Source organism: Streptomyces sp. NPDC001700 (assembly GCF_053596435.1).
In genome coordinates this window covers 1-17,136 of the sequence record NZ_JBSFGE010000036.1, presented here as the reverse complement: position 1 = coordinate 17,136, position 17,136 = coordinate 1, and the positions used below count along the sequence as shown (strand labels likewise).

The window sequence follows — 17,136 nt, the reverse complement described above, 5'->3', positions numbered from 1 at the left end:
CACGCCATGCGGGGCCCTACTGGCTTGCCATCCTCGGCAGGAATCGATCATGCGTCGTCACTACCCGGTCAACCCGCTCCCACCCAGCCTCACCCCGCCGCCGACACCACCTCACCAGCGCCGCTCCTACACCGGACTGGCGCTTCTCATCCTTGCGGTCGCAGCAGCTATATGCGCCGTATCGCTCATGCTCATCGCCACGGTCAAGATCGTGACCGCCGTACTAGCGGGGCTCCCCGGCGTAGCGATCTCCCTAGCCCAGTACTACCTCCACAAAAAGCGCTGAGCCAATGGCGGAACTGGAGGAACTGCTCGCCGACGCCAGCGGCCCTCGCCGCCCGGACACCGATCCGGGCGGCGAGGGCCGCTTTTTGCGTGCTACGGGGCATCACTCGTCGACGCGGACGAGACCGCCGAAGATCGCGGCCGCCCTGGCCGCCTCCGGCGACGTCGATGACGGCCCCGGGCGGTAGAACGTTCTCGTGAACTCGACGGCTTGGGCGCCGAAGCCCTGGCCTTCGTGCTGTGAGCGGGGCTGTCGGACAGCGGGTCCTGGCGTGGTGGGCGAACTATCACGGCGTGATAGTCCAGGCGAGAAGCGAACGGCGATGGGGGAGAGGTACGACCGTCATGTTCGCGGACTCAGCGAGCGAATTATCACGCCGTGATAGCAGACGCACCATGGACCTACCTAGGTAACGCGTCGATGCTTGATTCGATCATGAGCGTTAGTAAGGTGTCGTGCATGGTTTCTCCCGCTTCCGCTAGCGACCGCGAAAAGGTCGTCTCCAAGCTCCCCGGGTGGCTCAAGCAGGACCTCAAAATTCGTGCCGCCCAACGGGGTATCGAGATCCAGACTGCCGTTGAACAAGGCATCACCGACTGGTGTGGCCTTGCTTCCACCCCGCCCGCCGTTGACACCGCTGGTGCCGACTCGTTCTCCACCTGGCTCCCCCTTGGCCAGTGGGAAACCCTCAAGGACTCCGCAGCGGACCGCAGAGTCTCGCTCATCCAAGCCCTGGCCCAGGCCGTTCAGCTCTGGTTGCAGAAACACCCTGCGCCCACAGTGCAGCGCCCGGAGACCGCCCGCCGCATCATCGTCTGCAACCAAAAAGGTGGCGTCGGGAAGACCGCCGTCGCCGCCGGCACCGGCGAGGCCATGGCCGAGGACCCGAACACCCTGTACCGGGTGCGCATCTCCAAGCACTTCGCCGCCGCCCTACTCAAGGAGAGCGAAGGCGATCCCGGCGACGGCGCCCCCGATCCGCTGGCCACAGAAGACCGGCCCGGGCTCGGACTGCGAGTCCTGCTCGTGGACTTCGACCCCCAGTGCCACCTCACCCAGCAACTCGGGCACACCCCGCTCCCCATGGACGGCGACAGCCTCACCAAGCACATGGCCGGCGAGCCCGCAGGCAAGTTGCGCGACCTGATCGTGCCCATCGAGGAAGACCGCTTCGGCGACCGGCTGCACCTCCTGCCCAGCTGCAACGACGCCTTCCTCCTCGACGTCAAACTCGCCGGCGTCCGAGCCCGAGAAGCTGCCCTCGAACGAGCCCTCGCTCCCGTCGAAGCCGACTTCGACGTCATCCTCGTCGACTGCCCGCCCAGCCTGGGCCTCAGCATGGACGCCGCCGTCTACTACGGCCGCCGCCGCGACAACGAACCCCCCGGCTCCTCCGGCGCCCTCACCGTCGTCCAGGCCGAAGACAGCTCAGCCGACGCCTATACCCTCCTCACCACACAGATCGAAGACCTCCGAGCCGACCTTGCCCTGGATGTCGACTACCTCGGCATCGTCGTCAACCACTACGACGCCCGCCGCGGCTACATCGCCACCTCCTCCCTCGACGCCTGGATGGACATAAAGGACCCCCGCGTTGTCGGCGTCATCGGCGATCTCAAGGAACAGAAAGAAGCAGTCCGCATGAAGCGCCCCTTGCTCGCCTACGCCCCCAAGTGCGACCAGGCCGTCGGCATGCGCGCCCTGGCACGGGAGATTTCATGAGCACCAAAGCCGCGAAGCTCGGAGCGAGCGCTTCCTTCGGCCAGGCCCGACCTGTCAGCGCCCGAAGGGCCGCGATCAGCGCCGCCACCGGAGCACGCACCGAAGGCGTCCCCGACCCCACCGAGCTCCCTGTCGGGCAGATCAGCCAGAACCCCGACAACCCCCGCGACCATCTGCGCGATCTCGACGACCTCACGCAGAGCATCACCGAACTTGGCATCATCAACGCCATCACCGTGGCCAGCATCGACGCCTACCTACAAGAACGCCCCGACCGCGCCGACGACCTGGACGAAGCCGCCAAGTACGTCGTCGTGGACGGCCACCGTCGCCTCGAAGCATCCCGCCGCGCAGGCAAGGACACCATCAAGGTGATGGTCGACGACACCCGCGTGGCAACCGACGAGGCCCTCCTCGAAGCCGCGTTCGTCGCCAACTACCACCGCGACGACATGACCGACCTCGAACAGGCCCACGCCTTGGAGGTACTGGTCAAGTTCTACGGCAGCCAGACCAAAGCCTCGCAACGCCTCGGCCTCTCACAAGCAGCTATCTCCTCCAAGCTGTCACTGCTCAAGCTCTCCCCCGACCTTCAAGCCGAACTCGCCAACGGACAGCGCCACGTCGAGCACGTACGGAACCTCGGCAAGCTCGCTCCAGAAGAACAACGGGCCACCGCGGACGCCCGAGCTGCAGAATCCAAGCAGCGCGCAGAACAGAAGCGAGACCGCAAGAGGGCGTCAACCAAGGACGCTTCCCCTAAAGGCCCGCAGCAGAAGACCGACGATCATCACGCCGTGATAAAGCAGGACACAGGCCTGAAGACCACAGAGCTGTCGTCGGGCGGAGCGACCAGGACGACAGAGGCCAGGCCAAAGACCACGGCTACTTCAACCGCCGCAGCCGTGCCCGCACTGCCCGCCGCGCGAGAGAAGGAATCGGCAGATCACTGCGATGAGCAAGACCTTGTCCAGACGGTGCCATGGAGGGACCTGTCGGCACTCGCTGAACTCATCCGAGACCGCACTTCGCTCGCGGACCGCCTCGAGCTGGTCAGCATGCTCGAAGAGCAAAACCGCAAGGACGTGAAGTCCCGCGTTTGAGCACAGCCGTTGGCGTGGCCTGTACGGCCGCTGCCGAAGTCGGTGTTGCGGAAGACTGGTCGGCGGCTCGGAGGACAGGCGCAGCGACGGCTGGTCGAGGGCCGGTGCCGTCGCTGCGTTTGATCTGGGGCAAGGAGGCGCCGCCGCACCAGCTTGATCACGGCCAGCTGATCGAGCAGCTGGCCGGCGTGGACATCGCCGTGTTGCATGACGAGTGTGGGGCGGCCCTCGACCAGGTTGTCGAAGCGAAGTTGCAGGGGCTGTTTTGGGGCGAGCCGTTCGAGCCTGAGCCCGCTGTCGATCTGATGAAGGCGCTGGAGGACACCATCCACCGGACCCAACGCGGCGGGCCGTACCTCGCCTTCGCCCGCACCGTCGGAGTTAGCTGGGCAGGAGGTCCCGGGCGGGGCAGGCCGTGCAGGCTTCGCTGCCCGGCCGGGCGAGCTCGCGCAGCACCTGGTCGTGCGTGAGGTCCGCGCCGTCGGTCGGCACCCAGCAGGATTCGTGGTGAATGACGCGGCGGCCGGCGCTCCCGGCGGGCGCGGGCAGATGCTGCACACTCCAGCGCCCCTGAGGGACGGCAGCGGGAGAGTGGGGTGCTCGCCGAGGAAGACGTTCCCTTTTGGTGGGCACTGCCGAGTAGTCGGTGCCCTCGATCGGCGTGACCAGGCGCGCGGGGACGCGGAAGATGAGGGAGTCGGGTTCGACGGGCGGATCTGAGCGCCCGAGATGGCGATGCTGAGGTATCGGGCACCGGCGTCACCGGGAGAAACGCCCGCGCCTCCGGGCCGCCAGTCGCGCGGTCACCTGAGCGTCCGGCTCCCCCCCTCAGGTCTGGTGACTTCCGCCGGAATTCACTCGAACGGGAGGTATCAGGGGGCGCGTGCGCCCCATGCGCGCCCCCGCTTGACTGTGACGTGCGCCACGGAAGGGGGCGTTCCCGTGATTTCCCAAGAGGGCCGTTTCATGCAAACGCTCAGTTCACGGGTGGTTACTCAAGGGTATGAATATCACCTTCCGCATTCGTAGTGTTTCGCGTAGTGATTTTGGTCGGCTCGTTCATGCGTCTCTACGCGTCAATACGGCTTAGCTGGTGTCCAGGCCACCTTTGGCCTACGGCGTCCGAATAACGGGCGCCGCCCGACGAGTCTTCGAAGAAGAGGACCACCTCCGTGACCGACCTGTTCGACGATGGGAGCCCGTCCGTCCGGGCGCCGCATACCCTCCCCTTGGAGTTCGAGGCGCACTACATCACCAACCAGGTGGCGTACCACCAGTACGCGCTGATTCACCTGAAGACCTTCGAGGCCGCCGAGGAAGCGATCCATCGGGTCTTCCTCGAGATCCTGCGGCACTGGGAGGACCTGCTGAAGGAGGGCAACCTCCAGCAGCAGACCTGGGCCATCGTGCGACGCGTCGTCATATCCCAAGCCCTGATCGACGCCCAAGCCCGGCTCACCACCATCGACAACCCGGTCTACAAGGCGGTCGCCAAGCTGCCGCCCAGGCAGTTCGACGCCTTCGTGATGCGCGCGTGGATGGACAAGAGCTCCGCGGACGTCGCCTGGTACATGGGCGTCACCACCAGCACCGTCGACTACCACGTACGCAAGGCCCGCGAGCGCCTGGCCCACGCGCTGGGCAAGCCCGGCCGGATGAAGAAGACCGGCAGGACCACCCGCAAGACCAGGAACCAGAACAAGGGGGAGTAGCACATGACCGCCATTGACCAACTGCTGGCCGACGCGGCCCCGCCGGTCCACAAACACCACTTCGACGTGGCCGCCGGGCTGCGGCGCCTGGCGCGGGAGGCCGGCTACCACCTGCCCGGTCCAGAGACGCAGCGACTGCCGGACACCGGACAGCGACTCAAGGCCGTCACCCGCTGGTGGCTCACCAGCCCCAAGGCCGCCGCCCACGTCGACCAACTGGTCACCGAACTGGACGAGAACGCCCCGAGCCCCATCTACACCATCGCACCGCTGGATGTGCACGGTGCGCAGGTCTTCGCCTGCCTGCTCCACCTGACCGGCCATCCCGAAAGCGCCCAGTTCTGGTGGGAGCTGGCCGCCGGCGCGGATGTCCGCGGCGCGGCCTACTGCCTCCACCTGCACCACCTCAGCCGCGGCGAGGATCGCGAAGCGGCCCACTGGCTGCTGGAGGCCAAGCGCGAGCGGGACCAGCACACCGCGGAGGGGACCCGCGAGGGCATCGAGGCCTTGGACGACAGGTTCTTCAAAACCTTCGAGCGGTACATCCGCCACCACGACGGAGCTGCTGCGGCCCCGACTGCCGACCTCGACGCGGAAGTCGATCGCCTCGCGTGTGAAGACGGCGGTCTCGTCGGCCATCCCGACCAGCAGCTCGCCGACCGGCTCCACGCCTTCGCCAGCCGCCACTGACACACCACTGGAAACACGAAGGAGCCCAGCTCACCGACCCCCGGTTCCGAGGCCAGGGTCGAGACGGGCCCCTCGCGACGATGCACCCCGCAGAAGAGGAGCACCTTCCGTGAACAATAGCTTCAACTCCGAACCATCGGGAAGGAACCGGCGAATCGACCGACTCGTACGCTGGTTCGCCCGACGCCGACGCGCCATCGCCGCCCAACTGCTGCGCGGCGCCTGCTATGGCATCGGCACCGGCGCCGCGGGCTTCGGCTTCTGGTGGATCGAGTGGTGGCTCCAGCACCACCACTGACCCGCCAAACGGCAATAGAGCCCCGGGAAACAGCCATTACGTCCCGGGGCCCCGGCATGTCGTCAGCTACGGGGCGAGTGCGTCCTGGCAGCGGGGGCAGGCGACCGGGGTGTCCTGCGGCAGGTGCCGGGAGGTGCGGTCGGTGTCGGTACCGCAGGCGAGCCACCACCGGCTGGAGACCGGCAGGCGCCGGGCGGCATGGGCCGGGCTGTAGATCGTGGACACCCGCCCGTCGTACGGCGGGATCGCGCCGATCAGCGCGTACCCGATACGGCGGAACCGGCCCGCGCTGGTACGTGGGCTGGCGTGGAACAGGCGCAGGGGCTCGGGACGAAGCGGCAGCAGCGTTTCAGCGTCCTCGACCGGCACGTCCGCGGAACCGGTGGTGTAGTCGTCGAGGACCCGGACGATCCGCGACCCCGTACAGGCCACGTACAACTGGCCAGCCTCGACGACGTGCGGGCTGTTGGGGGCCATGGGGTGCTCCGGAGCGTCAGGACGGGCGGCGGCCGCCACAGCGGCGACGGCAGCACCATAGCGCGGTAGTGGAGCGAACCGGTGAGAGCGATCCGGAGTGCTACTGGCCACCGGCGTGCCGAGCCCGGTGAGGCGAACTCCGATCCACACCCCCCAGCTACGGGCCGGTGAAAATGGTATGCGTGCCGATGCGGTGCCACACGATGTGGCGGGCGCCGCGGACCCGCTCCCGGCCGTAGGACCACGTTGCGCGCCCGTCCGGCGCCCAGGTGAGTTCGTAGACCCCAGGCGCGCACTGCACGCCCTTGATGCGCAGGCCCGGCCGAAAGGGGCGGCCCGTGCGGAGATCGGGGACGAACGTGTCGAGGACGACGCGGCGAAAGCGTCGACGCTGTGCGGGGGTGAGGCGGCGGAGGTCGGCGGTGAAACGGGGGAGGGTCTCGAAGGTGGGCACGAAGGTCTCCTCCGGGGCAGCACGACGAAGCCCCCGGCGGTAACCGGGGGCTGAGGGTTGGTCGGTGGGAGAGGGATGGTGCCGGGTGGTGGTGGGTGTTCTTCGACGGTTGTTGGTGGGTGCCTGTGGGTGGTGATGGTGGGTGTCTGTGGTGTGTGAAGGGTGGTGCTGGAGAGCGATGACACTGGCTCGCCGGCCGGAGCCGCTTCCCGCCTGACGGGCACTCGGGAAGACGAGTTCAGCCGCCGCTCCCGCCTGGCGGGACGTAAAGCTGATCGCCCGTTTTTGCAGTTCAGGGCGGTGTGGCCTGGTCTGCATGATGGATATCGCGAAGATCACTGCCGGGCAGATGTACCGGTACTACCTGCGCCAGGTCGTCGTCGGCGACGGGCGCCGTCCGGCCCACAGGCCGCTTCGTACGGCGCAGGAGGAGGCCGGGGTCCCGGTGGGGCGTTGGATGGGCCGGGGTCTTGCCGCTCTCGGCCTCGCGCTCGGGGAGGAAGCCACCGAGGAGCAGCTGCGCAGCCTGTTCGGCGAAGGCCGGCACCCGCACGCCGACCAGATCGAGGCCGGCCAACTGGCAGCGGGGAAAACCCCCGCGTCCGCGCGCCGGGCCGGGGCGCTCGGCCGCAAGGTGAAGGTCACCGGGGTCGATCTGGTCTTCCGCCTGCAGCCGACCCTGCAACTGCTGTGGGCGCTGGGAGATGAGGAGACACGGAAGGCGATCGAGGACGCGCACGAGCGGGCCATCGCCGTGGTGCTCGCCTGGATCGAGGACGAGGTCGCCGTCATCCGCTACGGCGCCGACGGGGTGGAACGCACCCGTCCCGCGCACGGCCTGGTTGCCGCGCGCTTCCGCCACTACGAGGCCCGCTCCGGGATGCCGCTGCTGCACGATCACCTCCTGTTGTCGGTCAAAGCCCAACGCCCGGACGAGGAACACCCGAACGAGGGCGGTGCCTGGGGGTCGGTTCACACCGAGGCCCTGTACGAGTCGGCCGTCGCCGCGTCGGCGCTCTACAACGAAGTCGTGATGGCTGAGGCGTGTGAGGCGCTGGGGCTGGCTTCCGAGCCGCGCATCGTCACCGCCGGGCGCCGCCCGGTGATGGAGGTGGCTGGTGTTCCGCACGAGTTGATCGGCTGGACCGCTCGCCGGAGCGAGCAGATCGCCGCCTGTCTGAAGGACCTGGAGCACGAGTACGTCACCGCCACCGACGACGACGGGAAGTTGAAGTTCGCGCCCCAGGTCTCCGAGCGGGCCCGGGCGAAGCTGAACCGGATCGCCGCCCGCAAGACCCGCCCGGCCAAGCCGCGGGCCCGCTCCCTCGTGCAGCTGCGCGAGGACTGGAAGACGAGTGCGCGCGCGTTCCTCGCCGCCGGCGCCGACGTCATCGACTCCCTCCTCGAGCGCGCCCGCGCCGCGGCTGCCGCGATCCGGGCCCGCGTCGCCGCCATGGTCGACGTTGGCCTGGCGGCCGTCGCCGTGACCGCCACCGTGTTCGTGATGCACAAGGATGGCTACTTCCACCGCCGCCACCTGCTCGCCGAAGCCCGCCGCCACCTCGCCCTCGTTCTGCGCGGCCGGCGCCGCGAGCCCGGCCTGGACGACCGCATCGTGAACGAGGCGCTCGCCGAGCACTGCACCGACATCACCGAGCCCCGCACCGCGCGCGGCCAATCGCCCAGCTACCGCCTCTACACTGCCCGCTGGGCACCCACCAGCCCACCACCTTCACCGGCACTAGCCGCCGCGCTCGGCGGAGACCGGCCACCGGCCGGCGACCCGGCCGCACCCGTCTTGCCGATGGAGCCGGGGGAGTGGGACATCCCGCGCGTGCCGCTGCGCCACTACCGCGCCGTCATCGCCATCACTGTGCTCACCGCCCGGCTGCGCACCGCGCGTCGCGCTGGCCGCCCCCTGTACGACACGGTCGCGCACCAGCAGGCCGCGATGCCCGAGCAGTTGACCCTCTTCACCCAGAAGGAGCGGCCCGCGACGAGGGCCCGCCCGGTGGTCGATGTCGCGGCCCTGCGCACCGACCTGGAGGCGCTGGAGCTGACCACCGAACAACTCAGCCACCTTGAGCGCGTCGGCCAGCGGTTCGCCGCGTTGAGGAAGGACACGCACCAGGCCGCCAACAGCAGTCCACCGCAGGAGCAGGACGCTTCGGCTGGGCGCCGACAGGACGAGCAGCACGCGCAGCGCCAGCTTCCGCGCGAGCCCGGACGAGGTCACGGTGCACCGCGCTGAGCGGTGCCGCCGCGGTAGGGCGGAGTGCCGGGAGTTGCTCTGCCGTCTCGCTGGCCAGCCGCTCGGCGATGCGCAGGCTCTCGCGCTGAACGAGTAAGCCCGGCCGGAAGCCTGCGGGGGTGGCGGGAAGGCGGCCAGGCGCGTACCGCCGGCCGTTGGGCTGACCGCTGGGGCGGTGGTCGCGGTCATCGTGGGGGTGTCTGGGGCGGGACTTCGGTGCTCTCGCCGGTGGGCGTGCCGCAGTACGCAGCGCTGAATCGGAGCGATCATTCGGCCGTATGCGTGAATCGCGGCACGGAAATGCCGCCGCTTGAGCGACAGCTTGGACTATCCGAGTGATGAAGTGCCCTGAATTGTCGGTAGCCATCAATACCTTCCGAGCCATGGAAGACGAATGGGTCGAGCCTCGGGCTCGGCGTGAGAACGGCTTCAATCCTGAGCAGGAGCAACGGGGTCGGCAGCTGGTGGCCCGCGACGATTTGCTCACCGGTGAGCGGCAGACGACCCGGCTGGCGCTCGGCGACCTCCTCCTGGAGGTCGCTCCCCCCGCGGGAAACGGGGTGAACTCCGGTACCTACGAGGTCTTGAAGGGGTTCGCCGCAGTCCTCGGCATCAGCCTGGATACAGCCCGGGAGTACCGCAGGGTCGCCGCCGCTTGCACGGGCGAGATCAGGGATCGTCTTGCCCAAGCCGGTGTGTTGGTCCCCTACTCGGTGATCCGTGAGGCAGCGGTGGACGATGGGAGCGCGTCCGCCGCCGGGCGGTGGCAGACGCTGTTCCAGCTGCTGGACGAAGCCGCCGGCAGTGGGGAACGGGTCACCGTGCCTCGATACCGCCAGGCGCTCGGCAGCCAGCCGACGGTACAGCCCGTACTGAACCTGACCCCGGAGCAGGTCTTGCAGCAGATGGATCGCGAGGATGTCCGGGCCGCGGTCCTCGCCTGCGTGACCCGTCCTGACTTCCTGCGCGAGACCCTGCTCACTGACCCCATGGCCGAGGTGAACATCCGCGAAGGCCTGGCCCACGTCGAGCGGGCCACCCGCAAGACGGCACTGCCCTCCCAGCAGAGCGCGGACAGCGGCGACGAGCAGCTCCTGCACCGCCTCCGCCGTCGCGTCAACACCGTGCGCGAGGTGGTGCGGATGCACCCAGAGCAGGTCCTCAACATCGCCGACCACGAGACACTCGACGAACTCACCGAGATCTTCCGAACCCTTGCAGACTGGCTCGCTGCCATCGAGAACGGAAAGAAGGAGACCGCCCGGTGAGCGCCTCCCGCATGTCGGCCCTGTCGGCCTCGACCCGCCAGTGGGTCATGGACACTTACCTTCAGCTGCTCGCGCAGCACCCGGGCGAGTACCAGCGCCGCCGGGCCATCTTCGACTCCCTGATCGAAGGCGCCGGCAATGGCGAGCTCAACGCCCTGGAGTACCTGCGGGCCCTGACCGCTCCAGGGCTCGCAGCCCTGGAAAAGGAGATGGCCGAGCGCTGCATCAAGCTCGGCGAGGCCACGCTCGCCGACGCCGTGGACACCGCGATCGCCACGACGGCAACGATCTCCGAGGGGACCGGGAGCAGCGACATCATCTCCTGCAGTGGCCCGCCGCTGCCCACACAGCGAGCCTTGTTCCCGATCGATGTCATCGACGCCAAGATCAGGGACGTCAAGGAGCGGCTGGCGCGCATCAACGCCGAGCACCGGCGGTTGCTGGAACAGGAGCACGACAGCCGTGAAGTCCGCAAGATGCTTCGGGCCGAGAAGAAGCTCCTGCAAGACGAGCTTGCCGATCTCACCGCGGCGAAGAATCGCACCAAAGCCGCACCGGAAACCGGGAAAGACGAACTGACCAAGCTCGGCCTCGACCCGTACGCGGTAGAAGCCGACGAGAACCTCGAGGTGATGCTGTGACCATGGCCACGCCTTCCATGCTGCTCTCCTCCGCGGCCTGGCACGACTACTGGAAGAACATGGTCCCCACCAACCAACGGGAGCAGCGCCGCGGCGCGCACATCGCGGACATCGTCACCATCGAGGGATGCGTGGTGGAGGTCCAGCACGCAAGCATGTCACCGACCAAGATCGGTGGCCGCGAACTGGACCACGGCCACATGGTCTGGCTCTGGGACGCTCGCTCGGCGTACCTCTCCGGCCAGCTCACCCTGACCGGTGTCCACGCGGGCTTGGTCACCTTCCGCTGGCGGAACCACCGGCGTAATCTGCGCGCCTGCCGCCGCACCATCTACCTCGACCTGGGACACCTTTCAGGCACCCGGCAACGCGCGGTCCTCAAGGTCCTCAGCTTCGGAGAGGACGGTATGGGCACGGGACATCTCCTCTCCCACCACGCCCTGCGGCTGTGGATGACGTGCGGAATCTCTCCTCGTCCGCTGGCGTCGCTGCCTGACGAAGCTTCCGTCGGAGCGTGAGACACAACGACGCTGAGCGACTCCAACACTGGGGCACAACCCGTCAGGGCGGGGACGGGTGAAACCGGGCGGGGCCGGACCGGATCGTCATGCTCGGCCCCGCCGTTCGTCCGTACTCCGCTACGTCTGCCGCATGCCGGTGGCGGAGAGCTGTTCCATGCGCACCGGGACAGCGTCGTGGCTCTGACCCCGGGCAAGTCCCGGTGAGGGTTGACCGCCGCACGACAGCGGGACGCGGACAAGGAGATCCTTCCCGCGCCCCGTACATCCGGCTGCCAGTGCTCAAGCCGCAGCAGCCTCCCTCTCCTTCGCCTTCACCAAGGCGGCAAGCGGGGAGCGCCGGCCTTTCCCGACGTTGCGCAGCTGCTCCCAGTCGACCTCGGGATGCGCGGCGACCACCGCGTCGACCGACGCCGTGGTGAACATCGGTACGTCGACCGCCCCGGCCCGCGATGTGCCGAACCGGACCTCGCGCCACTCGGTGGGCTCGATCCAGCCCAGGCGCCGCATCCAGTCGAAGTCGACTCGCCTCACCCCGAGGCGTTCGGCGGCCTGATCGGGGCCGAGCGGGATGGCGGCGGCGACCAGCTCGGCCAGGTCTTCGTGCTGGCACACGGCGTCGATCTGGTCGGGGTTGAGGAGCGAGCCGTCCGGGTTGCCGCTGAGCTCGGTCAGCAAGCCGTGCGCGATGAGCCGGCGGACCACGAACGCGGTCACGTTCGCCCGCTCGCCGTACACGGCCGGGTTCGGCGAGCCGAGCGCTTCGGCGATCCGGTCCGCGGCCGCACTGCCCGCGATCGGCTCGCGAGGGAATGCGGACCGGATCTCGTCCGGGTCCATCGCCTCCACGGCAGCCCGCGACCACTGGTAGGAGGAGGCGTCCGGGACCGGGACGAGGCCGGTGTGCCGCGCCCACCGGAAGGCCGTGATCGCCACTCGGAGACGTCCGGCGGCCTGGCTTTCGTCGTACTCGGTGCGTCGTGCCATGGGGATCTTCCTCTCTCGTGGTCAGCCCGGAGCGGGCGAACACGACCGTGACAGAACACCTGAAAATCTGTCAAGCACGCATGAACCAAGGCAAGTTGGACTTATTCGGTTAGATTCGCGCCCGCGTACGTGAGGGAGAAATTCACCCGCGCGGCCGTCCGGCGCCCGTTTGGCTATGCGCAGCGATCTGGGCGCCGACGAGGCGTGGGAGCGGGCTGCGGCGGCCGCTGGTCGGCTGCCTGGCCGACGGCGGCGGGCCGGACCGCAACGGCGACGAGCCCCGTCCCGTTGGAGCTCAACGGCCCTGGCAGGGGGGTGTACCGAAGGTTGGCTGAACCGTTGGCTGGGCGGTTGCACCCAGTGGGGGACCGAAGGTACGACCGGAGGTGTGAGTCTCCCAAATCGGACACCGATCGTTTCTGCAGGTCAGACCCCGTGGGCAACCTGGTCCGCGGTGGCGACACCTCTTCCCCACGCGATAGCCGAAGGAATCCGAGGTGAAGCGGCCGGATCGGGCGGAGGAGCCGGGAAGGCTCGGGGACAACCGAGTGCCGCGGTGGATGCAGTCCGTACGTCGGTCAGCCACCTTGCGCGAACCGGCGTGGCCGACGGACCGCCTCAGCAGACGTCCCTTCGTGCACGCCTTGCCCACCCTCGCGCTCGTGCTGTACGCGGGCGATGTCGGCAGCTGGCCGGAGTATGTGCCGGTGGACAAGCTCACTGCTCCGCAACGCGGCTTGGGCGAGCTCTCCCTTGAGGACGTCGTCCGCGATGGGCTGACGACCAAGCGCCGGCATGACCTGGACGACGGCGACGCCTGACGTCCGAGAGGCGGCGGGGCCGGACAGGACCGTCCTGCCCGGCCCCGCCGCCCGTTCAGCCGATCAGCTTGTGGAGCACGGGAACGATGAATCCGGAGGTGCCCAAGCCTGTGGCGACGGCCTTGGGCACGGACTTCTCGGAGAGGAACATGAGCCCGCCCATGATCACGCCGAAGAACGCTGCCACGAGCAGCACCACGGTGGCGTGCAGCGACAGGAGCGGCGGCGTCTCGGACGGCAGCCCGGTGTTGGGCGGGCTGGGCGGTTCCGGGCGGGCGGGTATGGGGGAGCGCGGGTCCCGAGCCATCGAGAGTCTCCTACGACGCGGAGGAACAGAAACGGCGGACACCACTGGCGGTGTCGTCCGCGTGGGGGGCGCCTCGCGGTCGGCGGTCCTGCAGCTCTCTGCCTGAGAGCATCCCTGTAAGGGCTCGGCCCTGGCCCAGGGTGGCGTGTTCAGCGTAGCGGCGATCGGCGCGTTCGTTGCCCTGGGTGTCTGGCGGGTGGTCATCGGTACTGCCTCCGGGGTGAGTCGGTTGAGAGAGCGGGACAGCCGCAGGTCTCAGGCGCTTGCGTCGCGGCCTCTTGGGATCGGCGTCTTCACCCCGTAAGGCCGGAAGCCGACGCACGGACAGCAGCGGCCGGAGAAAAAGTTGCGGGGCATGCCAGAGGCCCGGACGCCTGGTCCGGGCCTCACACCTCTTCTCCATAGGGATAGCGAGTCGATTGCCTGCCGAAAAGACCCGCGCTCCTGGCCCGGGCTTTCGTACCGACGATGTTGTTATGGGTATGGGAGCGGAAGATGTGACGGGCGACGTCTACGCCCAACGCATGCCGATGGCGGAGAGCTGCTCCACCCGCTCCGGGGGCAGCATGGCGGCCCTGCTCCGCTGGTTGCTGACCCATGCCCCCAGGCGGAACTGAAGCTCCCAGCCGTCCTCGGAGAGCACGGTCTCGACATGCTTCCGAGGCACCTTCAGATGTCCCTCACGCTCGAAGAACTGCCGGGCTGCCGCGAGGTTGGCGACCCACTTGTCGGCCTGCGTACGGCGCGGCTGCGGCTTCTCGTCCTCGCCCGCGGGCTCGATCCCGAGGACCTGCTCGCACATCCACTGCTGCACGGTCGTCAGGTTGTCCCAGCCGAACCGGACGGAGCGCACCCACCGGCCAAGGTCCTCGCCCTGGTGCACGACGTCGCCGGACTCGGTGGGCAGCGGGCGGCCGGTCTCCAGGTGGAGCCGGACGAGGTGGAAGGCGCGCTGCCATTCCACCGGCCAGGCCGGGCACCACGACGGGTCGATGTCCTCCAGCTGCTCGCGCCGCTCGTCCGACAGCGCCCCGGCCGACGACTCCACCGGCAGGCCCTCGGCACGCCGCTGCTCGATCTGGGCCGCCTTGCGGGCGGCGGCCCGCGCGTTCTTCAACCAGATGCCCACCTTGTAGCCCTGGTGGGTGGCGTCCAGCGGCGCGAGCAGGTGCCCGTTCACCTCGGCCCATCCGCGCGCGGCGGACAGGCCCTCCTCCCACGCGACGTCGAAGTGTGACCAGACCATGCCCAGCTTCTCCAGCTGCTCGACGCGGTCCTCGTCCATGTCGCCGCGGGCGTAGAAGCGCCGGTTGTCGGCGATCCACTGCCCGAGGGGGAACGCGGCCAGAGAGGCCGGCCACCCTTCGGCCTCCACCGCCTGGTCCTCGCCGCCGGGTACCCGGTAGGTGAAGGGCACCTTGAGGTCGCCGTGGACGCGGGCGTAGATGACGGCGGCCTCGATGCCGCGCCGCCAGTGCTCGTGCTCGGGGTTGAGGACCCGCAGGTTGATGAACGCGGCCAGCTGCGCCGGGTCGCGCGGCACGGAGAACTTCAGCAGCTTCCGCGCGGATGTCGACGACTCGCCGGACCCGTTCCCCTCGCCCCGGCTCTCCTGGCCCTGCGCGGCCTTCGAGGCGGGCTTGTAGGCGCTGGGTGCCTGCTGCTGCGCCAACTGCTCCACCACCCGGGCGTCGTGCGCCCTGAGCGCCTCCAGCAGCTTGGCTAGCCCGCCGAACGCTCGGCTGGTCAGCATGTTGTCCGCCGTCTCGCCCGGCCCGAGCAGCACCGGCACGACCAGGCTGGCGACCTTGCCCTCGCCGGGCTGCATCCGCAGCGCGCGGCCGACCGCCTGGACGAGGTCGGGCATCGAGCCGCGGACGTCAGCCCAGTACACGGAGTCGCAGTTCCTGGTGTCGACCCCCTCGCCCAGCACCTTCACCGAGCACAGGAAGCACTTCTCCACGACCGTGCCGTCCGTGGCGACGCCCCGGTCGAACTCGCCCAGCAGGCGCCTGCGGTGGTTCGGCTTGTGCTCGCCGCACAGCCAGTCTGCCCAGATCGTGCGCGGGTACAGCTCGGGGTCGGCGGCGTGCAGCTGCGCGGCCACGTCGGGAAGGCCGGCCGCGAACGCCTCGGCCTCCTTCACCACATGGTGGAAGACCAGCGTGCGCCGGAAGTTCTCCTCCGAGGACGCCTTGAGCAGCGCGGTCTGGAGAGCTGCGAGCCGGGCCCCGCGCACCTCGTCCGAGCGCCCCTCTGCGCCCAGGAGCTGCGCGGCCTGGAGCTGGGTGTCGGTGATGTCCACGCACACCACCTGGTAGGGGGCACAGATTCCCCGGTCGATCGCCTCCGAGAGGGTCAGGGCGAACGCCCTGCTGCCGAACGGCCCGTCCGGGTCGTCTTCCATGCTCGCCACCAGCTCGCCCGGCGCGCCCTCGGCATCCTCATCCAGCTGCCACAGACGGGGCGTGGCGGTCATGTAGAGGCGGCGCAGGGACGGGATGCGGGTGTTGTCGTGGACGACCGCCCAGGGCTTGCCCAGCCGACCCGACGTCCGGTGCGCCTCATCGACCACGATCAGGTCCCAGCCCGGAAGGCCGGCCTTGTGGGTGCGCTCCAGCGTGCCGAGCCCGAGGGAGGCGTACGTGGCGAACACGGTGACCTTGTCGAACGGTCGCACCCAGTCGACCAGCTCTTCCACGTCCGTAGTGTTGGGGAAGGACACGTCCTCGCCCCGCAGAGACGAGACCCCGACCATCGGCCCCGTACGGCCTCCCTCGCGCCACGCGGCCTCGGTCTGGGTGAGCAGGTCCAGCGAGGGCACGAGCACCAGCACCCGGCCCGCACGGAGCTTCTCAGCGCTGCGGGCCGCGACCCGGGTCTTGCCGGACCCGGTCGCCATGATCACCTGAGTCCGGAGCCCCCTCTCGGGCGCAAGCGATCTTGCAGGCAATTCGAGAGCGCGGACAACCGCGTCAACGGCTTCCTGTTGGGCCGCCTCACGCTGATCGGTTCGGCTTGTGGTCGACATATCCGTCTGCCTTCTCCTGGGCTCTTACCTGGGCAGGAAACGGGAAACCTGCACGTAGATGTCGTGTAGTCGGCTACGGTGAACCTCACCGGAACCGGGTCACGGCCTCGGACCAGTAGCGCGGAAGCATGATCGGAAACCGGTCCAGCTCCCTTAGTGGTGCTGCTAGCTGAGTCCAGAGTCTATCTACTACTTCAAAGTGAAGCATTCAGAACCCTGAAAATCCCTCGAATGTGGCTGAATTCTGTTACTGTTGCCCTATGGCCACCCCCGAAAGCACCCTGACGGCCGGTCACCTCGGCCCCGCGTTCCGTGGTTCGGCCTTCCGCTCTCCCGACTACCTGTCACCCCTCCCTGCCCTTGCTCCCCTTCCAGCGTCAGGCCCGTGTCCCGCTCCATGCCCCCACTCGCCCCTTGCTTGTTGCTGGCGTTTTGTCAGGTGGCTGGAGCGCAGCGGAGGCCGCCGGGTCGGGCGGAGCCCGGCCGCGCCTCGCAACGCGAGGCGCTCGCACTGGGGTTGGCGGTGCGCGCCCCCCGCGGGGCGCCGGGCCGGGAACGAAATGAGCAAAT

General features: G+C 68.8%; 19 protein-coding genes. 13 read left to right on the top strand and 6 right to left on the bottom strand.

Annotated elements, in window-relative coordinates; translation table 11 throughout:
• Window positions 1-49 precede the first annotated feature (49 nt).
• The 5 genes from ACWC5C_RS38670 (at window position 50) to ACWC5C_RS38650 (ending at window position 3,581) form a co-directional block, all read left to right on the top strand.
• Window positions 50-286 carry a hypothetical protein gene (locus tag ACWC5C_RS38670; RefSeq protein WP_450883462.1) on the top strand — a complete coding sequence of 79 codons (237 nt, stop codon included), beginning with the start codon at window positions 50-52 and terminating at the stop codon, window positions 284-286.
• 4 nt (window positions 287-290) lie between these two features.
• On the top strand, window positions 291-473 hold the full coding sequence (locus ACWC5C_RS38665; RefSeq protein ID WP_450883460.1) for a hypothetical protein: 183 nt from the start codon (window positions 291-293) through the stop codon (window positions 471-473).
• 272 nt (window positions 474-745) lie between these two features.
• The gene (locus ACWC5C_RS38660; protein ID WP_450883591.1) at window positions 746-2,008 is read left to right on the top strand and encodes a ParA family protein; all 1,263 of its coding nucleotides are present in this window, start codon (window positions 746-748) and stop codon (window positions 2,006-2,008) included.
• Window positions 2,005-3,111 (top strand): ParB/RepB/Spo0J family partition protein, encoded by a 1,107-nt coding sequence (locus ACWC5C_RS38655; RefSeq protein ID WP_450883458.1) that lies wholly within the window; start codon window positions 2,005-2,007, stop codon window positions 3,109-3,111. Before ACWC5C_RS38660 ends, ACWC5C_RS38655 begins: the two co-directional genes overlap by 4 nt.
• Window positions 3,112-3,215: 104 nt before the next feature.
• Window positions 3,216-3,581 carry a hypothetical protein gene (locus tag ACWC5C_RS38650; protein WP_450883595.1) on the top strand — a complete coding sequence of 122 codons (366 nt, stop codon included), beginning with the start codon at window positions 3,216-3,218 and terminating at the stop codon, window positions 3,579-3,581.
• Here the strand turns inward: ACWC5C_RS38650 and ACWC5C_RS38645 are convergent.
• A complete protein-coding gene (locus ACWC5C_RS38645; RefSeq protein WP_450883456.1) occupies window positions 3,493-3,744 on the bottom strand; it encodes a DUF6233 domain-containing protein in 252 nt (83 codons plus the stop codon). The two genes, ACWC5C_RS38650 and ACWC5C_RS38645, sit on opposite strands and share 89 nt — an antisense overlap.
• 539 nt (window positions 3,745-4,283) lie before the next feature.
• Between ACWC5C_RS38645 and ACWC5C_RS38640 the strand changes: the two genes are divergently transcribed.
• From ACWC5C_RS38640 to ACWC5C_RS38630, 3 genes are all read left to right on the top strand, one after another.
• The gene (locus ACWC5C_RS38640) at window positions 4,284-4,823 is read left to right on the top strand and encodes an RNA polymerase sigma factor (protein ID WP_450883454.1); all 540 of its coding nucleotides are present in this window, start codon (window positions 4,284-4,286) and stop codon (window positions 4,821-4,823) included.
• Between the two features lie 3 nt (window positions 4,824-4,826).
• Window positions 4,827-5,513, top strand: a complete 687-nt coding sequence (locus ACWC5C_RS38635; protein ID WP_450883452.1) for a hypothetical protein — start codon at window positions 4,827-4,829, stop codon at window positions 5,511-5,513.
• A 109-nt stretch (window positions 5,514-5,622) separates the two neighbouring features.
• The gene (locus tag ACWC5C_RS38630; RefSeq protein WP_450883450.1) at window positions 5,623-5,811 is read left to right on the top strand and encodes a hypothetical protein; all 189 of its coding nucleotides are present in this window, start codon (window positions 5,623-5,625) and stop codon (window positions 5,809-5,811) included.
• A gap of 66 nt (window positions 5,812-5,877) precedes the next feature.
• Here the strand turns inward: ACWC5C_RS38630 and ACWC5C_RS38625 are convergent, their stop codons facing one another.
• Both ACWC5C_RS38625 and ACWC5C_RS38620 read right to left on the bottom strand, forming a co-directional pair.
• Window positions 5,878-6,288 (bottom strand): hypothetical protein, encoded by a 411-nt coding sequence (locus tag ACWC5C_RS38625; RefSeq protein WP_450883448.1) that lies wholly within the window; start codon window positions 6,286-6,288, stop codon window positions 5,878-5,880.
• Window positions 6,289-6,445: 157 nt separating this feature from the next.
• Complete coding sequence (locus tag ACWC5C_RS38620) at window positions 6,446-6,742, bottom strand: hypothetical protein (RefSeq protein WP_450883446.1); 297 nt, start codon at window positions 6,740-6,742, stop codon at window positions 6,446-6,448.
• 316 nt (window positions 6,743-7,058) lie between these two features.
• Between ACWC5C_RS38620 and mobF the strand changes: the two genes are divergently transcribed.
• The 4 genes from mobF (at window position 7,059) to ACWC5C_RS38600 (ending at window position 11,420) form a co-directional block, all read left to right on the top strand.
• Window positions 7,059-8,993: a MobF family relaxase gene (mobF, locus tag ACWC5C_RS38615; protein ID WP_450883444.1), complete on the top strand. Its 1,935-nt coding sequence runs from the start codon at window positions 7,059-7,061 to the stop codon at window positions 8,991-8,993.
• A 338-nt stretch (window positions 8,994-9,331) separates the two neighbouring features.
• Complete coding sequence (locus ACWC5C_RS38610; RefSeq protein WP_450883442.1) at window positions 9,332-10,261, top strand: hypothetical protein; 930 nt, start codon at window positions 9,332-9,334, stop codon at window positions 10,259-10,261.
• Entirely contained in the window at window positions 10,258-10,902 is a 645-nt protein-coding gene (locus ACWC5C_RS38605) for a hypothetical protein (RefSeq protein ID WP_450883440.1), read from the top strand. Before ACWC5C_RS38610 ends, ACWC5C_RS38605 begins: the two co-directional genes overlap by 4 nt.
• Before the next feature lie 2 nt (window positions 10,903-10,904).
• The gene (locus ACWC5C_RS38600; protein WP_450883438.1) at window positions 10,905-11,420 is read left to right on the top strand and encodes a hypothetical protein; all 516 of its coding nucleotides are present in this window, start codon (window positions 10,905-10,907) and stop codon (window positions 11,418-11,420) included.
• Between the two features lie 282 nt (window positions 11,421-11,702).
• Here ACWC5C_RS38600 and ACWC5C_RS38595 read toward each other — a convergent pair whose 3' ends face one another.
• On the bottom strand, window positions 11,703-12,407 hold the full coding sequence (locus ACWC5C_RS38595) for a hypothetical protein (protein ID WP_450883436.1): 705 nt from the start codon (window positions 12,405-12,407) through the stop codon (window positions 11,703-11,705).
• Window positions 12,408-13,042: 635 nt separating this feature from the next.
• Here ACWC5C_RS38595 and ACWC5C_RS38590 point away from each other — a divergent pair.
• Window positions 13,043-13,228, top strand: coding sequence for a hypothetical protein (locus ACWC5C_RS38590; protein ID WP_450883434.1), 186 nt, complete (start codon window positions 13,043-13,045; stop codon window positions 13,226-13,228).
• Between the two features lie 55 nt (window positions 13,229-13,283).
• On the opposite strand, the gene ACWC5C_RS38585 is transcribed toward ACWC5C_RS38590, so the two are convergent.
• Both ACWC5C_RS38585 and ACWC5C_RS38580 read right to left on the bottom strand, forming a co-directional pair.
• On the bottom strand, window positions 13,284-13,535 hold the full coding sequence (locus ACWC5C_RS38585) for a hypothetical protein (protein WP_450883432.1): 252 nt from the start codon (window positions 13,533-13,535) through the stop codon (window positions 13,284-13,286).
• A 511-nt stretch (window positions 13,536-14,046) separates the two neighbouring features.
• Entirely contained in the window at window positions 14,047-16,566 is a 2,520-nt protein-coding gene (locus ACWC5C_RS38580; RefSeq protein WP_450883430.1) for a Helicase associated domain protein, read from the bottom strand.
• Window positions 16,567-17,136 lie beyond the last annotated feature (570 nt).

What these genes read in the sequence shown, in the direction of transcription:
- ACWC5C_RS38610 (WP_450883442.1), top strand. Translation starts at nt 9,332, where the DNA reads ATGAAGTGCCCTGAATTGTCGGTAGCCATCAATACCTTCCGAGCCATG.
- ACWC5C_RS38665 (WP_450883460.1), top strand. Translation starts at nt 291, where the DNA reads ATGGCGGAACTGGAGGAACTGCTCGCCGACGCCAGCGGCCCTCGCCGC.
- ACWC5C_RS38580 (WP_450883430.1), bottom strand. Translation starts at nt 16,566, where the DNA reads ATGTCGACCACAAGCCGAACCGATCAGCGTGAGGCGGCCCAACAGGAA.
- ACWC5C_RS38655 (WP_450883458.1), top strand. Translation starts at nt 2,005, where the DNA reads ATGAGCACCAAAGCCGCGAAGCTCGGAGCGAGCGCTTCCTTCGGCCAG.
- ACWC5C_RS38670 (WP_450883462.1), top strand. Translation starts at nt 50, where the DNA reads ATGCGTCGTCACTACCCGGTCAACCCGCTCCCACCCAGCCTCACCCCG.
- ACWC5C_RS38625 (WP_450883448.1), bottom strand. Translation starts at nt 6,288, where the DNA reads ATGGCCCCCAACAGCCCGCACGTCGTCGAGGCTGGCCAGTTGTACGTG.
- mobF (WP_450883444.1), top strand. Translation starts at nt 7,059, where the DNA reads ATGATGGATATCGCGAAGATCACTGCCGGGCAGATGTACCGGTACTAC.
- ACWC5C_RS38635 (WP_450883452.1), top strand. Translation starts at nt 4,827, where the DNA reads ATGACCGCCATTGACCAACTGCTGGCCGACGCGGCCCCGCCGGTCCAC.
- ACWC5C_RS38600 (WP_450883438.1), top strand. Translation starts at nt 10,905, where the DNA reads ATGGCCACGCCTTCCATGCTGCTCTCCTCCGCGGCCTGGCACGACTAC.
- ACWC5C_RS38585 (WP_450883432.1), bottom strand. Translation starts at nt 13,535, where the DNA reads ATGGCTCGGGACCCGCGCTCCCCCATACCCGCCCGCCCGGAACCGCCC.
- ACWC5C_RS38595 (WP_450883436.1), bottom strand. Translation starts at nt 12,407, where the DNA reads ATGGCACGACGCACCGAGTACGACGAAAGCCAGGCCGCCGGACGTCTC.
- ACWC5C_RS38660 (WP_450883591.1), top strand. Translation starts at nt 746, where the DNA reads ATGGTTTCTCCCGCTTCCGCTAGCGACCGCGAAAAGGTCGTCTCCAAG.